This window comes from Glaesserella parasuis (assembly GCF_002015085.1).
GTDB classification, from domain to species: Bacteria; Pseudomonadota; Gammaproteobacteria; order Enterobacterales; family Pasteurellaceae; genus Glaesserella; species Glaesserella parasuis.
The window spans coordinates 23521-40377 of the sequence record NZ_MUXW01000021.1; the positions used below are offsets into that span (position 1 = coordinate 23521).

Annotated in this window: 13 protein-coding genes; 6 read left to right on the forward strand and 7 right to left on the reverse strand. The window is 42.3% G+C overall.

What is annotated here, in order from left to right; genetic code table 11:
- The first annotated feature begins 135 nt into the window (after window positions 1–135).
- The 5 genes from B0183_RS06955 (at window position 136) to sucD (ending at window position 7375) form a co-directional block, all read left to right on the forward strand.
- Window positions 136–759, forward strand: a complete 624-nt coding sequence (locus B0183_RS06955) for a LysE/ArgO family amino acid transporter (protein WP_012621850.1) — start codon at window positions 136–138, stop codon at window positions 757–759.
- 245 nt (window positions 760–1004) lie between these two features.
- Window positions 1005–3812: a 2-oxoglutarate dehydrogenase E1 component gene (sucA, locus tag B0183_RS06965; protein ID WP_078208559.1), complete on the forward strand. Its 2808-nt coding sequence runs from the start codon at window positions 1005–1007 to the stop codon at window positions 3810–3812.
- 164 nt (window positions 3813–3976) lie between these two features.
- The gene (gene odhB / locus B0183_RS06970) at window positions 3977–5194 is read left to right on the forward strand and encodes a 2-oxoglutarate dehydrogenase complex dihydrolipoyllysine-residue succinyltransferase (protein ID WP_010786714.1); all 1218 of its coding nucleotides are present in this window, start codon (window positions 3977–3979) and stop codon (window positions 5192–5194) included.
- 142 nt (window positions 5195–5336) lie between these two features.
- Window positions 5337–6503: an ADP-forming succinate--CoA ligase subunit beta gene (gene sucC / locus B0183_RS06975; protein ID WP_078208560.1), complete on the forward strand. Its 1167-nt coding sequence runs from the start codon at window positions 5337–5339 to the stop codon at window positions 6501–6503.
- Window positions 6503–7375 (forward strand): succinate--CoA ligase subunit alpha, encoded by an 873-nt coding sequence (sucD, locus tag B0183_RS06980; RefSeq protein WP_005712367.1) that lies wholly within the window; start codon window positions 6503–6505, stop codon window positions 7373–7375. The genes sucC and sucD overlap by 1 nt, the downstream gene beginning before the upstream one ends.
- A gap of 157 nt (window positions 7376–7532) precedes the next feature.
- Here sucD and B0183_RS06985 read toward each other — a convergent pair whose 3' ends face one another.
- The 7 genes from B0183_RS06985 to B0183_RS07015 form a co-directional block, all read right to left on the reverse strand.
- Entirely contained in the window at window positions 7533–9383 is a 1851-nt protein-coding gene (locus tag B0183_RS06985; protein WP_078208561.1) for a monovalent cation:proton antiporter-2 (CPA2) family protein, read from the reverse strand.
- A 194-nt stretch (window positions 9384–9577) separates the two neighbouring features.
- Window positions 9578–10882 carry a serine--tRNA ligase gene (serS, locus tag B0183_RS06990; RefSeq protein ID WP_078208562.1) on the reverse strand — a complete coding sequence of 435 codons (1305 nt, stop codon included), beginning with the start codon at window positions 10880–10882 and terminating at the stop codon, window positions 9578–9580.
- Window positions 10883–10936: 54 nt separating this feature from the next.
- Window positions 10937–11416, reverse strand: a complete 480-nt coding sequence (smpB, locus tag B0183_RS06995) for an SsrA-binding protein SmpB (protein WP_005712359.1) — start codon at window positions 11414–11416, stop codon at window positions 10937–10939.
- A gap of 120 nt (window positions 11417–11536) precedes the next feature.
- Complete coding sequence (locus B0183_RS07000; RefSeq protein WP_021119119.1) at window positions 11537–12943, reverse strand: YcjX family GTP-binding protein; 1407 nt, start codon at window positions 12941–12943, stop codon at window positions 11537–11539.
- Window positions 12944–12953: 10 nt separating this feature from the next.
- Window positions 12954–14153: a 2-octaprenyl-6-methoxyphenyl hydroxylase gene (gene ubiH / locus B0183_RS07005; RefSeq protein ID WP_038513773.1), complete on the reverse strand. Its 1200-nt coding sequence runs from the start codon at window positions 14151–14153 to the stop codon at window positions 12954–12956.
- Window positions 14154–14253: 100 nt separating this feature from the next.
- Window positions 14254–15297 carry a selenide, water dikinase SelD gene (gene selD / locus B0183_RS07010; RefSeq protein ID WP_078208563.1) on the reverse strand — a complete coding sequence of 348 codons (1044 nt, stop codon included), beginning with the start codon at window positions 15295–15297 and terminating at the stop codon, window positions 14254–14256.
- Window positions 15298–15399: 102 nt separating this feature from the next.
- Window positions 15400–15624, reverse strand: a complete 225-nt coding sequence (locus B0183_RS07015; RefSeq protein ID WP_021110944.1) for an alternative ribosome-rescue factor A — start codon at window positions 15622–15624, stop codon at window positions 15400–15402.
- Window positions 15625–15990: 366 nt separating this feature from the next.
- Here B0183_RS07015 and B0183_RS07020 point away from each other — a divergent pair, with 366 nt between their 5' ends.
- Complete coding sequence (locus B0183_RS07020) at window positions 15991–16746, forward strand: class I SAM-dependent methyltransferase (RefSeq protein WP_021112404.1); 756 nt, start codon at window positions 15991–15993, stop codon at window positions 16744–16746.
- The last annotated feature ends 111 nt before the right edge of the window (window positions 16747–16857 follow it).

The window sequence follows — 16857 nt, forward strand, 5'->3', positions numbered from 1 at the left end:
ATCTGTGCTCATTTATACCTTCCTCCAATAAATTAGTGTCTGACATAGCCCCACACAAAATTTAACGAATAACCTCGACAAATATATGAAATATTTGGGTATAATCGTCCGCTTGTATGAGGGAGAAATTAAGTGATGGAAAGTTTTTTACACGGTTTTGTGGTCTGTTTTGGGCTGATTGTGTCTATTGGTGCACAAAATGCATTTTTATTGAAGCAGGGGATTTTAAAACAGCACGTTTTTTGGGTAGCTCTACTCTGCTTTCTTTGTGATGTTGCGTTGATGAGTATCGGTGTATTGGGGCTTGGTTCGCTTATTTCGCAGTCACCTACCGCTAGTTTATTTCTTGCTCTGTTTGGTGCGATTTTTTTATTCACTTATGGTAGTCGCTCTTTTATCACTGCTTATCAAGGCTCAAGTCAGCTATTGGCACAACAAGGGCAAGCTAAGTCGTCTTTAAAGAAAGTGATCGCCATTACCCTTGCGATTACATTACTTAATCCACACGTTTATATTGACACTGTGGTGATTGTCGGTGGTATTGGCGGCACTTTAAGTTTCACAGAAAAAATACACTTTTTACTTGGAGCATTAATTTGTTCATTTTTATGGTTTTTTGGGGTCGGTTATGGTGCTGGTTTACTTTCCCCTTACTTTGAAAAACGTCGAACTTGGCAGATTTTAGATTTTGTCACAGGGTTAATTATGTATGGCATTGCATTTAGTTTAATCGTGTATACAGTGAAACTTATTGAATGAAGTAGTCGCCCTTTATTTCTATTCTTCTATCATCAACCATCCTCTTTATAATGTTAATTTTTTGTAAAAATTCGACTTATATCACAGTTTTTCTTTAAAAAATCCGTCATAATTGGGGGGATTTGTGTGACTGATTTATAAGTAAGCATTTCTCTTTGACTTTTTGCCTTTATTTGTACTGAAATGTATATAATGGCAGCAAATTTAACAACTTTGTAAACAGATAAAAATAAGGTTAGGTCTTTATGCAACATAAAAACTTTGACGATTGGATTGCAACTACTGCATTAGGTGGGGCAAATCAGTCTTATGTTGAGGAAATCTACGAGCAGTATCTAGAAGATACTGATAGCGTTGATGCAAGTTGGCAAGCGGTATTTGCTCAACTGCCAAAAGCTACCCAAGTAGAGCAACCTCATTCCAGCGTTCGTGATTATTTCCGTCGCTTAGCGCGTGAAAATCGCAGTGAGGCGGTGACAGTGATTGATCCTGAAGCCAGTGCAAAACTCGTTAAAGTTTTACAGTTCATTAATGCCTACCGCTTCCGTGGACATTTGGAAGCTAAATTAGATCCGCTTAATTATTATCGTTGGAAAACCTCACAGGTTCCTGAACTCGATTACCGTTACCACGGTTTCAGTGATAAAGATTTAGAAGAAACCTTTACTATCGGGCGTTATGTTTATAACAAAGATACGATGAAGCTAGGCGAACTTGCTGAGGCGTTAAAGGAAACCTATTGCGGTAGTATCGGTTTGGAATTTATGCACATTCAGGATATGGAGCAGAAAAATTGGCTTCAGGCGAAAATGGAGAGTGTGCTGAATAAGCCGTTGTTCACTAAAGAAGAAAAAGTAAATTTATTAACGGAACTGACCGCTGCTGATGGTTTGGAGCGTTATTTAGGGGCGAAATTCCCTGGTGCAAAACGTTTCTCGCTTGAGGGGTCTGATGCTTTTATTCCGATGATGAAAGAGATTATCCGTCACGCTGGTCGTCAAGGTATGGAAGATGTAGTGATGGGAATGGCTCACCGTGGTCGTTTGAATATGTTAGTCAATGTGTTAGGTAAGAAACCTGCTGAACTTTTTGATGAGTTTGCTGGTAAACACGCTGATGATAATCGTACAGGTGATGTGAAATACCATCAGGGCTTCTCGTCTGATTTTGATGTGGACGGTAAACACGTTCACCTTGCTCTTGCGTTTAACCCTTCGCACTTGGAAATTGTTAGCCCTGTGGTGATTGGTTCTGTGCGTGCAAGACAAACTCGTATTCACGATACTGAACATAAGAAAGTATTGGCGATCACGGTTCACGGCGACTCGGCGGTGGCAGGTCAAGGGGTTGTTCAAGAAACCTTGAATATGTCAAATGCGAGAGGTTACAAAGTAGGCGGAACAATCCGTATCGTGATCAATAACCAGATCGGTTTTACGACTTCTAATCCAAACGATACCCGTTCTACGGAATACTGTACCGATATTGCCAAGATGATCCAAGCCCCGATTATTCACGTTAATGGTGATGATCCTGAAGCGGTGGCATTTGCAGCGAGAATGGCGGTGGAATATCGTTGTTTATTTAAACGTGATATTTTTATTGATTTAATTTCTTATCGTCGTCACGGTCATAATGAGGCTGATGAACCTTTGGCTACTCAGCCGATGATGTACGGTATTATTAAGAAACAACCGACACCTCGTAAAGTTTATGCGGATCGTTTGATTGCTGAAGGGGTGATTACAGGTGATGATGAAATTGAGATGATGAACCTCTATCGTGATGCGTTAGATAATGGTGATCGTGTTGTGCCTGAATGGCGAGAAATGGATACTGCGTCAATGGATTGGTTGCAATATCTTAATTATGAATGGACGTCGCCGTATGAAAGCAAATTCCCTGAAGCTCGTTTCTTAGAAATCGCGAAACGTGTGTGCGAATATCCAGAAGCGTTACGCCCACACCCTCGTGTTGAAAAAATTTATAACGACCGCCGTGAGATGTATCAAGGCAATAAACTGCTTGACTGGGGTATGGCTGAAACGATGGCTTATGCAACCCTGCTTGATGATGGTACTCACGTTCGTCTATCGGGTGAAGATGCTGGTCGTGGTACCTTCTTCCACCGTCACGCTGTTGTGCATAATCAAAATGATGGTACAGGCTATGTGCCTTTAACGCATTTGCACGCAAACCAAGGGCGTTTTGAGGTGTGGGACTCGGTACTTTCCGAAGAAGCGGTACTGGCATTTGAATATGGTTATGCAACGACCGATCCAAAAACATTGACGATTTGGGAAGCTCAGTTTGGTGACTTTGCGAACGGTGCTCAGATTGTTATCGACCAGTTTATTAGTTCTGGTGAACAAAAATGGGGACGTATGTGCGGTTTAGTGATGCTACTGCCACACGGCTATGAAGGTCAAGGTCCTGAACACTCATCAGCTCGTTTGGAACGTTACTTACAACTTTGTGCAGAACAAAATATGCAAGTCTGTATTCCATCAACACCAGCACAGGTTTACCATATGTTACGTCGTCAAGCGATCCGTAAAATGCGTCGTCCACTGATTGCGATTTCGCCAAAATCACTGCTACGCCACCCGCTTGCTGTTTCAACTTTAGATGAGTTGATCAACGGTGAGTTTAAAACGGTGATCGGGGAATTAGATAATCTCGATCCTGCACAGGTTAAGCGTGTGGTACTTTGTTCAGGTAAAGTCTATTACGATTTACTAGAAGAACGTCGCCAGCGTGAGAAAACCGATGTAGCGATTATTCGTATTGAACAACTTTACCCTTATCCACATGAAGATGTGAAAAAAGCACTTATGCCTTATGCTCATGTTACTGATTATGTTTGGTGTCAAGAAGAGCCATTAAATCAAGGGGTTTGGTATTGTAGCAAACACAACTTCGAAGCCTCTATTCCAGAGAATGCGACATTGAAATATGCAGGTCGCCCAGCTTCCGCTTCACCAGCGGTCGGATATATGTCACTTCATACCAAACAGCAGACGCAGTTGGTTGATGAGGCATTAACACGTTAATTTTATAAGTTCCCTTCCGCCGCTTGCGGGAGAAGGTGCCGAAGGCGGAAGGGGGGAAACAAGCGGTGAGTTTAGCTCAAATGTTGCAACTTCGTTGCAATTCCCCCACCCACCCCTCCCCCGTAAACGGGGGAGGAGAACTAAATTAGAAAAGGAAACAACAAATGACAATCGAAATCCTCGTTCCAGATTTACCCGAATCCGTTGCAGATGCGACCGTTGCAACTTGGCATAAAAAAGTTGGCGATAGCGTAAAACGTGATGAAGTTATTGTAGAAATTGAAACCGATAAAGTGGTTCTCGAAGTGCCTGCGACTAGCGATGGTGTGATTACCGAAATTCAACAAGGCGAAGGGGCAACTGTTGTAAGTAAACAAGTTTTAGGTATTTTAGTTACTCAGCAAGCAGGTGATGTGTCTTTAGCGACAATTAAACCAGTAAATGAAGCAACCCCTTCAGATCGTCAAACCGCCTCTTTAGAGCCAGATAATAGCTCGGCTGACGCATTAGGTCCAAGTGTTCGCCGTTTACTTGCAGAACACGGTTTAGAAGCTAGTGAGGTGAAAGGTTCAGGTGTAGGTGGCAGAATTACTCGTGAAGATATTGAAGCTGTTGTGGCTAAACGTAATGCGAAAGTGGCTGAGAAAGTTGAAAATACGATCAGCACAGTGGCTTACTCTGCTCGTAGTGAAAAACGTGTGCCTATGACCCGCTTGCGTAAACGCATTGCAGAACGTTTATTAGAGGCGAAAAATACTACGGCGATGCTCACCACATTCAATGAAGTAGATATGAAGCCGATTATGGATCTGCGTAAGCAATACGGTGAAAAATTTGAAAAACAACACGGTGTGCGTTTAGGCTTTATGTCGTTCTATATCAAAGCAGTGGTGGAAGCATTGAAACGTTATCCCGAAGTGAATGCTTCTATTGATGGCGATGATGTGGTGTATCACAACTATTTTGATGTCAGTATCGCTGTTTCTACCCCTCGTGGTTTAGTTACCCCTGTGTTACGCGATTGCGACAAACTTTCAATGGCAGACATTGAAAAAGCTATTAAAGCACTGGCAGAAAAAGGACGCGATGGTAAATTGACTGTAGAAGACTTAACAGGTGGAAACTTCACTATCACTAATGGCGGTGTTTTTGGTTCATTAATGTCCACGCCGATTATCAATCCACCGCAAAGTGCTATTTTAGGTATGCACGCTATTAAAGATCGCCCTGTGGCTGTAGATGGTCAGGTGGTTATTCGTCCGATGATGTATCTTGCATTGAGCTATGATCACCGTTTGATTGATGGGCGAGAGTCTGTTGGTTTCTTAGTAGCCATCAAAGATTTACTCGAAGATCCAACACGTTTGTTGTTAGAAATTTAGAATGAACATTTCCCCCTTTGAAAAAGGGGGATTAAGGGGGATTTAACAATCTCAGCATTTTTATGATCTTGATAAAATCCCCCCTAGCCCCCCTTTTTCAAAGGGGGGAAAACAGTTTTAATCACATAGGAACCCCAACTCTATGAACCTACACGAATACCAAGGCAAACAGATCTTTGCCAAATATAAACTTCCTGTCAGCCAAGGCATTGCTTGTAAAACAGCAGATGAAGCGGTTGAAGCAATCAAACAACTCAAAGGCGATGCTTGGGCAATTAAGTGCCAAGTCCACGCAGGTGGTCGTGGCAAAGCAGGCGGTGTCAAACTGGTACGAAATGACGCAGAAGTGCGTGAATTTGCAGACAAATGGCTCGGTAAACGCTTAGTGACTTTCCAAACAGACGCAAATGGTCAGCCTGTTAATACCCTATATGTTGAGGAAACAGCAGGGATTGCCCGTGAACTTTATTTAGGGGCAGTAATTGACCGCTCATCACAAAAAGTCGTTTTTATGGCTTCAAGTGCTGGGGGAATGAATATCGAAGAAGTTGCGGCTAAAACCCCTGAATTGCTACATAAAGTCGCTATCGATCCGCTTGTAGGTGGAATGGCATATCAAGGGCGTGAACTAGCGTTTAAACTTGCTTTAACAGGCGATCAAATCAAACAATTTAGTTTTATCTTCACACAGCAGGCTAAACTCTTTGTAGAAAAAGATCTTTCCTTACTCGAAATCAACCCACTTGTCGTTACCACTGAAGGCAATTTACTTTGCTTAGATGCCAAAATGGTGGTAGATGGTAATGCGTTATATCGCCAGCCTGAACTTGCCGCAATGCACGATCCTAGCCAAGATGACCCGCGTGAAGCCCTTGCCGAGTCGCACCAACTTAACTATGTTGCCTTAGATGGTAACATCGGTTGTATGGTAAACGGTGCTGGACTTGCAATGGGAACAATGGATATCGTCAAATTACACGGCGGTTTCCCAGCAAACTTCTTAGATGTAGGTGGTGGTGCAACCAAAGAGCGAGTTGCGGAAGCATTTAAAATCATCTTGTCTGACAAAGCAGTGAAAGCTGTTCTCGTCAATATTTTCGGCGGTATCGTCCGTTGTGACTTAATCGCTGACGGGATTATCGCAGCCGTTAATGAAGTAGGGGTAAACGTACCTGTTGTCGTTCGCCTAGAAGGAAACAACGCAGAACTTGGACGTGAAATTTTAGCGAAAAGTGGCTTAAATATCATTGCAGCAGCAACCTTAACAGATGCGGCTGTAGAAGCAGTAAAAGCGGCAGGGGGTAAATAATGTCTATTTTAATCAACAAAGATACCAAAGTAATCTGCCAAGGTTTTACAGGCGGACAAGGCACATTCCATTCACAACAAGCCCTTGATTATGGCACACAACTTGTCGGCGGTGTTTCACCAGGCAAAGGTGGCACAACGCACTTGGGTTTACCAGTATTTAATACCGTGCGTGAAGCAGTGGAAGCTACAGGGGCGACAGCAACGGTTATTTATGTACCAGCACCGGGTTGTAAAGATGCTATTTTAGAAGCCATTGATGCAGGCATTCAGCTTGTCGTTTGTATCACAGAAGGTATCCCAACCTTAGATATGCTTCAAGTGAAACAGCGTTTAAACCAAACAGGCGTGAGAATGATCGGCCCTAACTGCCCTGGCGTGATTACCCCAAATGAGTGCAAAATCGGGATTATGCCAGGTAGCATTCATAAAAAAGGTAAAATCGGGATTGTTTCTCGTTCAGGAACATTGACTTATGAAGCAGTTAAACAAACAACAGACTACGGTTTTGGTCAATCGACTTGTGTTGGGATCGGTGGCGACCCTATTCCAGGTTCAAACTTCATTGATATTCTAACACTATTCCAAGCTGACCCCGAAACTGAAGCGATTATAATGATCGGTGAAATTGGTGGTTCCGCAGAAGAAGAAGCAGCAGCCTTTATCAAAGCGAACGTGACTAAACCTGTGGTGAGCTATATTGCTGGTGTTACCGCACCAAAAGGAAAACGTATGGGACACGCAGGGGCGATTATCTCTGGCGGAAAAGGCACTGCAGATGAAAAATTTGCAGCTCTTGAAGCCGCAGGCGTAAAAACTGTGCGTAGTTTGGCTGACATTGGGGTAGCGTTGCAAGCGGTGTTAAATAAATAACCGCTTGTTGATCAGAACCGTAGAAGCATGCCTAATCTGGCAGGAGCTGTAATTATAGAACTGGCAGATTAGGTTTAATCTTTACGATGAAACTTGCTCTTTAGAGCAATTATTTACTGTCTTACACAGAAAAACTATCTTCAGAACCTTTTCTTATTTAGTGCGGGGAATTAAAGAACCAAGCTTCTTTTTTCTCCCTTGCTCTGTCCAAAATATTCTGAATTTCGAGCATTGTTTCCTGATCTTCAGCTAGTGCAATTTTTCGCATTTCTTCATTCTTAAAGAGTTCTAAATTAGGATCATAGACTTCCGCCATTAATTTCACATTATGGCGATCTCGTTCAAAATAGTAGTCACAAATTTCATCAGCAACTTCTTCCTCAACACCTAGCATTTTTAAGGCCGCACGTCCACTGCGTAAGGCAGAATCAAAGGTCTCACGCACTTGTTTATCTGCTCCTGCTTTGTAAAGTTCAAAGACATGAACTCGATCGTATGCCCTTGCGATAATTTTGATATTCGGGTTCATAGAACGAGCCAGCTCCACAATATGTATCGCTTGATGTTTATCATCTACCGCAACGATTAATAATTCCGCAGTTTCAATCCCTGCATTGTGAAGTAATTCTGGACGAGTAGCATTGCCATAATAGCTTTTAATTCCGTACTTTTTCGCCCCTTCGATTTGCGCTTCGTTAAGATCAATAATAGTAGGGTGATAGCCAGACATCGTGAGGATATGATTGACGATTTGTCCATAACGCCCAATCCCAACTAAGATAATCGGGTGCTGTTCTTCAATATGAGCGGCTTCACGTTCCCCAGCTTTGTTTGCAAAACGAGGTGCTACGAATTTGTCATGTAAAATGATGGTGATTGGGGCAAAAATCATTGAAAATACGACAATAGCGGTTAGATTTGCTTGAATTTCTGCAGAAATCACCCCTTGTGTTGTCGATGCTGCATATAGAACAAAGGCAAATTCACCACCTTGAGCCATCACAACAGCTCTATCCATTGCATCGCTGGTGCTACTTTTAGCAAGTTTGGCTATTAATAAAATACACAATGATTTCACTGCCATCATTGCAATCACTGCCGAAAGGATTAGAACCCAGTTATCAAACACAATGTTTAGATCTAATGCCATTCCCACACTTAAGAAGAATAAGCCAAGTAATAACCCTCTAAATGGCTCAATATCGGCCTCTAATTGGTGACGGAAACTTGATTCGGAGAGTAAAACCCCTGCGACAAAAGCACCCATTGCTGTTGATAATCCACCTTCCTCCATTAATAACGCAGAGCCTAAAACCACAAATAGTGCGGCTGCCGTCATTAATTCACGGATTTTGGTTTTTGCTAGAATACGGAAAATCGGGTTGAGTACCCAAATACCGACCACCACCAATGCGGTCACAGATAACCCTGCGATACCGATTTTCTGCCAAATAGGTTGGGGATCGGCAATATGATTTGGATCTGTCGGTGCAAGAAAGGTGACAATGGCTAGTAGAGGCACAATAATCAGATCTTCAAAAAGCAAGATTGACACCATTCGCTGACCACGAGGACTAGCAATATCGCCTCGTTCGCTCAACACTTGCATTACAATTGCAGTAGATGTTAAAACAAAGCCCGCCCCACCAACAAAAGAGATTTTCCAAGAATAGCCGAAAGCCATACCAACAAACGTAAGCAAGACCGCACAAACGACCACTTGCATACTGCCTAAGCCGAAAATTTGACGACGCAGCCCCCATAAGTGAGATGGTTTCATCTCTAACCCAATGATAAACAGAAACATCACGACACCTAATTCGGCAACGTGAATGATCGCTTGGGGATCTGAGAAAAGTTTTAAACCAAAAGGACCTATCGCAAGCCCTGCAACTAAATATCCCAAAACAGAGCCTAAGCCCAAACGTTTAAAAATAGGTACCGCAATAATTGCCGCCCCTAAAAGGGTCACTACACTAACTAATTGACTTGCACCTTCTGCTGCCATTGATTACCTCAAAAAATAAAATTAGATAAATGCTTAATTTGAAAATTAAATATCTACTATAGTGAAATAATAGCTCTAAGTTACTTCATAGGAGCAGAGTGATATCTCCTCCTAAACAATACGAAACAAGGGCGGACACATCGGTCCGCCCCTACTTTGGTAATAAATTGATAAAAAGAGATCGCTTGTAGGGATTATTTAATAACCTCTACACCACCCATATACGGTTTCAACACTTCAGGCACGGTAATAGAACCATCTGCATTTTGGTAGTTTTCAAGTACGGCAACAAGCGTACGTCCGACAGCTAAACCTGAGCCATTTAAGGTGTGAACTAAGCGAGTTTTCTTATCCCCTTTCGCTTTGCAACGTGCTTGCATACGGCGAGCTTGGAAATCCCACATATTTGAGCAAGATGAAATCTCACGGTAGGTGTTTTGTGCTGGCAGCCACACTTCTAAATCGTAGGTTTTGCTTGAACCAAAGCCCATATCGCCAGAGCAAAGTAACATTTTGCGGTATGGCAGATTGAGCAACTGCAACACTTTTTCTGCGTGTCCTGTTAATTCTTCAAGGGCTTCCATTGATTTTTCAGGGGCGACGATTTGTACCATTTCTACTTTATCGAACTGGTGCATACGAATTAAGCCACGGGTATCACGACCGTAAGAGCCTGCTTCTGAACGGAAGCACGGGGTGTGAGCGGTCAGTTTCAGTGGTAAACTTTCTTCGTCTAAGATTTCATCACGCACAAGATTAGTAACTGGTACTTCTGCGGTTGGGATTAAAGCGTAAGGTTTTTGTACCGCATTTGGATCTTGTCCTTTTAACGGTTGAGTATGGAACAGATCTTCGCCGAATTTTGGTAATTGCCCTGTGCCGTAAAGGGTATCGTGGTTTACAAGATAAGGCACATAGGTTTCCACATAGCCGTGTTGTTCTGTGTGTAAATCTAACATAAATTGAGATAAGGCACGGTGTAAACGTGCAATACCACTTTTCATAACGACGAAACGGCTTCCAGTTAATTTCACACCAGCAGGGAAATCCAAACCGCCTAAGCCTTCACCAAGGGTAACGTGATCTTTGATTTCAAAGTCAAATTGACGTGGCGTACCCCAACGAGATACTTCAAGATTTTCGCTATCATCTTTACCCTCTGGCACTTCATCGGCAGGTAAGTTAGGAATGCTTAATAACAGTTCACGAATTTCCGCTTGGACTTTATCCAATTCCACTTTTGCTGCATCTAATTCGTTACCCATCGTGTCCACTTCTGCTAATAATGCAGAAATATCTTCGCCACGCGCTTTCGCTGCGCCGATATTTTTTGAACGAGCATTACGTTCTGCCTGTAAATTTTCTGCTTTAACTTGCAATGCTTTGCGTTGTTCTTCAAGGCTAGTAACACGAGCAACATCAAGGTTGAAGTTACGTTTGAGTTTTAAAATTTGTGCGACTTCCTCAAGGTTCGTACGTAGAAGGTTTTGGTCGATCATTTTTGTGTCCTTTTACTTTTGCAAAATTTTATAGAAATGTTACCGCTTGTAATACTACCCACGGTTCGCATTCTTCATAATCCGCTGTTTAGCAACTTGCCACTCACGGTCTTTAATATCTTCACGCTTATCGTGCAATTTTTTCCCTTTCGCCAAGCCGATTTTGACTTTCGCCCACGCATTTTTCCAGTAAAGCGACAGAGCGACAACGGTAAACCCATCACGGCTGACTTTACCATAAAGCGTGTCTAACTCACGCTTATTTAACAATAACTTACGGGTACGGGTTGGATCGCATACAATATGGGTAGAAGCAACATTTAACGGGGTAATAGTGCCACCGAATAAAAAGGCTTCGCCGTTGCGAAATGTCACATAGCTATCGCCGATATTGGCTTTACCTGCTCGCAGGGATTTGACTTCCCAGCCTTGTAATTCTAGACCAGCTTCGATTTCTTCTTCGATAAAATATTCGTGTCTGGCACGTTTATTTAAGGCAATCGTATTTGAAGCTACTTTTGGTTTTTTACTCATAGTGCTATTTTTTATTAAGAAAATTAATGAGATTGTACCTTAAATCCAGCCTATTATGTAGCAAATGCCCAAATTTTTTATATTACATTTGCTTACTAACACTATTCTGTTGGGAATTTATCAACCAAACCTATCTGCGAGCAAAAATTGCAATACAGCATCCATTCTTAAATGGGGGATTGGCTGATCAAAGTCGATTTTTTTCGGTTCAAACTGGTCAAACTCAAAGCGGTGATTTTGCCAGTAGTTGATGTCGGGTAAGCGGTTTGGGACGCTACCAGGGTAGAGTGTAACCAGTTTTTTATCACTAGAGCGAATCCCACGGATCGCTTTGAAACTTTGTCCATTTTGTGTGGCGATCACTGGATCGGTCGCTCGGATAGCGGAAATCGCTTGGTAGCCTGTGTCAATGCCTTCAAATTCAGCGTGTCGCCCCCCTTCTTGCACTAACTGTCGCATTAGGCTTTCTAAATTCGGTAGTTGGTCGCTGGTGATATGATCGGCTTTGGTGGCAACAAACAGTAACTTGTCGATATTTGATGAAAATAGGCGACTAAAAAGCGAGCGGTTGCCATAATGGAAATGTTTAAATAGCTGTTGTAAGCCTGTTTTCATTTCAATAAAGGCTTGATGGCTGTGATTTAGTGGGGTAAGGCAATCCGCTAAGATCACTTGGCGGTCAAACTGTGAGAAGTAATCTTCATAAAATGGTTTGACGATTTTTTGCTGATAGTGGCGATAGCGTTTTTTCAGGGTGTGAAAAATGCTATGTTCAGGACTTTTTTCTAGCTGTTCCCACTCATTTTCCGTTAAATCAAGTAGGGGGAAGAACTGATAGACAGGCGCACCCCGTTCGGTATTTGGCAGGACAAATCGCCCTGGTTGAATATATTGCATTCCAACTTCTTTGCATTTGAGTAGGTAAGCGGTGTAATCTTCACTTAATTTTGCAAGCTGGTTTTCGTCCGTTTTGGCGGTAAGGTCAAGTTGCTTAACTTGAGCAAGCCAAGCCTGTGCTAACTCTGCACGTTCGCCTTTGTGTACCAGCTGTTGATGTTGCGACCACTCTTTGAAACTTTGTGAGAGTAGCGGTAAATCTAATAACCATTCCCCTGGGTAATCAAAAATATCGAGATAGAGTGTACTCGTTTCTTTGAGATGGCGAAGCAGGCTATCTCGGCGTTGGTAGCGGATCGCAAGGCGAATTTCGCTGATCCCCGTAGTCGATGGACACCAAGTCGCAGGTTCGTTCTCGAAGCAGTGGCGGTTTTTGTCGTATTCAAAACGGGGAATGGTGAGATCGTGTTGTTCTACTCGTTTTACGGAAAGAATTTGTCCGTTTCGAGCAGGGGCAAATAGGTTTAAGTGGGCGTTGTCGCCTGTGCCAATGTGTAGCAGTTGATCGACAAAACTGGTGATGAATGCGGTTTTACCACTGCGACTTAAGCCTGTCACGGCAAGGCGTAGATGATTATCTAAACCACGTTGTACGAATTTGTGTAACTGATGTTGAAGTTGATTAAACATATACCGAAAATTACCAGCCTAATGCTTTATGAGCAACGGCATTGCGAGCCAGTGAAAAATGAGATAAACCAAATAGGGCAAGGTTACGAGCGACTTGAATAGGCAAAAATTCGCAACCAAAAATCGAAATCAGACCGCTTGTGCTTTGCATAATTCGGGTTTGGTCGGCTTGGCGGTGTTGTTCAAACTGTTGTAGCCATTTTGCTTCGCCGAAATCTTCGCCTTGTGCAAAGGCTTGACCGACAAGGGTTGCCAATTCAAATAGATCTCGCATTCCAAGATTGAACCCTTGTCCTGCGACAGGGTGTAGTAACTGGGAGGCATTGCCGACAATGGCTAGTCGGTGGTGAATATGGCTTTCGCTTTTTTGTGAAGAAAGGGGATAAACAAACCGCTTGCTGACTTGTAAAAATTTGCCGAGCTTCCAGCCGAATTGTTGTTGCAAGGCGTGTAAAAAGTCGCTGTCTGACATTGCCATTGCTTCTGTCGGATCTTCCATACACCAAACCAGCGACATCATTTTTTCATTAAGTGGTAATAATGCAAAAGGCCCCTGTTTTGTGAAACGTTCAAAGGCGTGGTTTTGGTGTGGTTCAGACAGGATAACATTGGCAATAATGGCGGATTGTTGATAATCCTTGATAAATTGGATTGTTACGCCACATTGCTGGGCAATTTGAGATTGAATGCCGTCAGAGGCAACTAACAATTTGGACGTTAATTGTGTTCCGCTGTTTAGGGTAATGTGGCAGTGCTGTTCTGTGCGTTCGATATGGGCGACGGTATCAGGGCAGAATAGCTGAATGTTTGGTTGCTTGGCGATTAATGCGGTCAGTTGCTCGCCCAGTTTGGCTAATTCCACTACCACACCTAATTCGGATAAACGTAGTTCGTCGGCTTTTAAGGTTGTTTTGCCGAAATGTCCTTGATCTGAAACGTGAATTTGTTTGATGGGGGTTGCAATACGGTAAACCAGTTGAGCTAAATTTTGTTCCGTGGCAAGCGGTCGAATTTGAGCTAACTTTTGCAAACTGCCGTAAGCAAAGGCGATTGAACGTGCGTCAAAACCGCCTTGTTGTGCATAGTTTGGCTCATTTTTTTCTACGATTGCAATTTGCAATTGGTGTCCGCTTACTGAACTTAACGCTAAGGCAAGTACAGAACCCGTCACCGCACCGCCGACAATTACCACATCAATGTTTTGTTTCATATCTTATTTATTCTCAAAATTTAATGTTGGGACACACTGCGTGTGTCCGCCAAAACATCTCTACATTTTTCAAGGGAAGGACACACGCAGTGTGTCCCTACTATTTCACGTCGATCAATACCTTACCACTTTCCGCTTTCAATAATCTGCCGACAGGGTAAAGGGCGACATTGGCATTTTTTGCAATTTGTTTCACGCTTTCAACCGCTTGTGGCTTAACGGCAATTAATAAACCGCCTGATGTTTGTGGGTCGCATAAAATCGCTTTTTGTTCATCACTTAATGGCGAAATCAGATGTCCGTAGCTGTCGAAATTACGGGTAGTTCCGCCTGGCACAGCACCTTGTGCGATGTACTCTCTGACACCGTCTAAGGTTTGGATTTGATCGAAATAAACTTCGGCACGCAAGTTTGAACCTTGGCAGATTTCTGTTAAGTGTCCGAGTAACCCGAAACCAGTGACATCGGTCATTGCCGTGATCTCATCAACTTTGGCAAATTCAGCACCGATCAAATTCATCTGATACATCACATTTCTAGCTAAATTTTGGTGTTCAGGTTTTAATTTACCTTGTTTTTCTGCTGTGGTAAGTACGCCGATCCCAAGTGGTTTTGTTAGATATAAATCGCAATCGGCTTGTGCTGATGCGTTCTTTTTCACTTGTTCGGTAGAAATAATTCCTGTAACCGCTAAACCAAAAATCGGTTCAGGGGAGTCAATTGAGTGTCCCCCAGCTAACGCAATGCCTGCTTGTTGGCACGCAAAACGACCGCCATCAACAATTTTTTGTGCAACTTCAGCAGGTAACTTATTGATTGGAAAACCTAAAATTGCAATCGCCATAATCGGTTTGCCACCCATTGCAAAAATATCACTGATTGCATTAGTCGCAGCAATTCGCCCGAAATCAAAAGGATCGTCCACAATCGGCATAAAGAAATCTGTGGTGCTGACAATGCCGACACCGTTGCCGATGTCATAGACAGCTGCGTCATCTTTGGTTTCATTACCGACTAACAAATTCGGGTCAATAAACTTCGCCTGTTCTGTGTGCAGAATTTGTTCAAGCACTTTCGGGGAAATTTTACAGCCACAGCCAGCACCGTGACTATATTGTGTTAAGCGAATGGGTTCGTTTTGCATAGTTGCCTCTTTGTTCTTATTTAACCTAAATAAAGATAACGGAATTGTAGCAGAAAATTAAGATATTTATACAACTGCTACATAATACCAAATTAAACAACCCTAATTCTGGATAAGAAAAACCCATTTAAAAACATTCTGCTGAACACTTTTAAATGGGTTTTCCCCTTTGCGATGTTTCGCGTTACGCTGATAACTTCCTTTACCTTTTCGGTTTCGCTCTACTCGACTTCTAAACAGTTTATCCGTCACCAAGGCTTTAATTGTACTCTCTTGAATTTCACCACGCTGATGGGCATAGCATTCTGATTTTGTTGATTTTTTCATTATTTTTCCTTTTTGTTAAACACAAGATGATATATCTTCATTGTTGTTAGAAGATATGTGCGAAATTTTGCCAAATTTCTGTTTAATTGTATATATGCACAGATAAAAAAACGGTATAATCTACGGCGTTATTCCTTAAGGTAGTAATGCACAGTTTTTTTAATAAACAATATTGTAGGGACGCCACGCTTGGCGTCTGTTTTCTAGGATTTCATAAAATATCTAAATGGACGCCAAGCGTGGCGTCCCTACGTTCTTACTGTGTATAACTGCTATTGAATGTTTGTTATTCCGCCTAAATTGAACTTCTTTTCAATGCAAGCGGTCTGAATTAAGAAGAATTTTACAAAATCCAAAGAGGTGAATATGAAAAAAGAAGAAGTTGGACACCATTTCTTAGCTCGTTTGGGTAAAACACGTTTACGCCCAGGTGGCAAAGTGGCAACGGACTGGCTCATTGCAAATGGCGATTTTCGGAAAGATAAAAAAGTGCTTGAAGTTGCTTGTAATATGGGAACGACCGCAATCGAAATTGCGCAACAATTTGGTTGCCAAGTGATCGGTATCGATCTTGATGAAGAAGCTCTAGAGAAAGCACAACAAAACATTAAAGAGCATAAAGTTGAAGAATTAGTGCAAGTTCAGCGTGCCAATGCAACCAAACTGCCATTTGAAGATAATAGTTTCGACATTATTATCAACGAAGCAATGCTGACAATGCTACCACAAGAAGCCAAAGAAAAGGCAATTCGTGAATATCTGCGAGTATTAAAGCCAAACGGTTTATTACTTACCCACGATTTACTGCTCAATGGCGATAACAGAGAAGAGGTGATCGCTAAATTGCGTGATGCGATTAATATCACCGTAGCACCATTAAATAAGCAGGATTGGAAAGAGACCTTCCTTCATTGTGGTTTCCGCAATGTTGAAACCTTTAGCGGTGAGATGAGCTTGTTATCACCAAAAGGGTTAATTCAAGATGAAGGGGTTTTAGGGGCAATGAAAGTGGTGGGTAATGCGTTAAAACCGGAAAACCGTGATACTTTCAAGAAAATGTTCCAGACCTTTAATGACCCTGAAAATCAACTGGGCTTTATTTCGGTTTGTAGTCAAAAATAATGTAAATAACGAAAAAGAAGTAAATGTAGGGACACGCTGAGCGTGTCCATTGTGGTAAGGGTACGAGATATTTTATCTTTACCTTAAAAACGGACACATGCAGTGTGTCCC

Bases quoted from the DNA above. Each gene is read 5' to 3' on its own strand.
- ubiH (WP_038513773.1), bottom strand. From the start codon at position 14,153: ATGAAACAAAACATTGATGTGGTAATTGTCGGCGGTGCGGTGACGGGT.
- B0183_RS06955 (WP_012621850.1), top strand. From the start codon at position 136: ATGGAAAGTTTTTTACACGGTTTTGTGGTCTGTTTTGGGCTGATTGTG.
- B0183_RS07015 (WP_021110944.1), bottom strand. From the start codon at position 15,624: ATGAAAAAATCAACAAAATCAGAATGCTATGCCCATCAGCGTGGTGAA.
- B0183_RS07000 (WP_021119119.1), bottom strand. From the start codon at position 12,943: ATGTTTAATCAACTTCAACATCAGTTACACAAATTCGTACAACGTGGT.
- sucD (WP_005712367.1), top strand. From the start codon at position 6,503: ATGTCTATTTTAATCAACAAAGATACCAAAGTAATCTGCCAAGGTTTT.
- serS (WP_078208562.1), bottom strand. From the start codon at position 10,882: ATGATCGACCAAAACCTTCTACGTACGAACCTTGAGGAAGTCGCACAA.
- B0183_RS06985 (WP_078208561.1), bottom strand. From the start codon at position 9,383: ATGGCAGCAGAAGGTGCAAGTCAATTAGTTAGTGTAGTGACCCTTTTA.
- odhB (WP_010786714.1), top strand. From the start codon at position 3,977: ATGACAATCGAAATCCTCGTTCCAGATTTACCCGAATCCGTTGCAGAT.
- sucC (WP_078208560.1), top strand. From the start codon at position 5,337: ATGAACCTACACGAATACCAAGGCAAACAGATCTTTGCCAAATATAAA.
- selD (WP_078208563.1), bottom strand. From the start codon at position 15,297: ATGCAAAACGAACCCATTCGCTTAACACAATATAGTCACGGTGCTGGC.
- sucA (WP_078208559.1), top strand. From the start codon at position 1,005: ATGCAACATAAAAACTTTGACGATTGGATTGCAACTACTGCATTAGGT.
- B0183_RS07020 (WP_021112404.1), top strand. From the start codon at position 15,991: ATGAAAAAAGAAGAAGTTGGACACCATTTCTTAGCTCGTTTGGGTAAA.
- smpB (WP_005712359.1), bottom strand. From the start codon at position 11,416: ATGAGTAAAAAACCAAAAGTAGCTTCAAATACGATTGCCTTAAATAAA.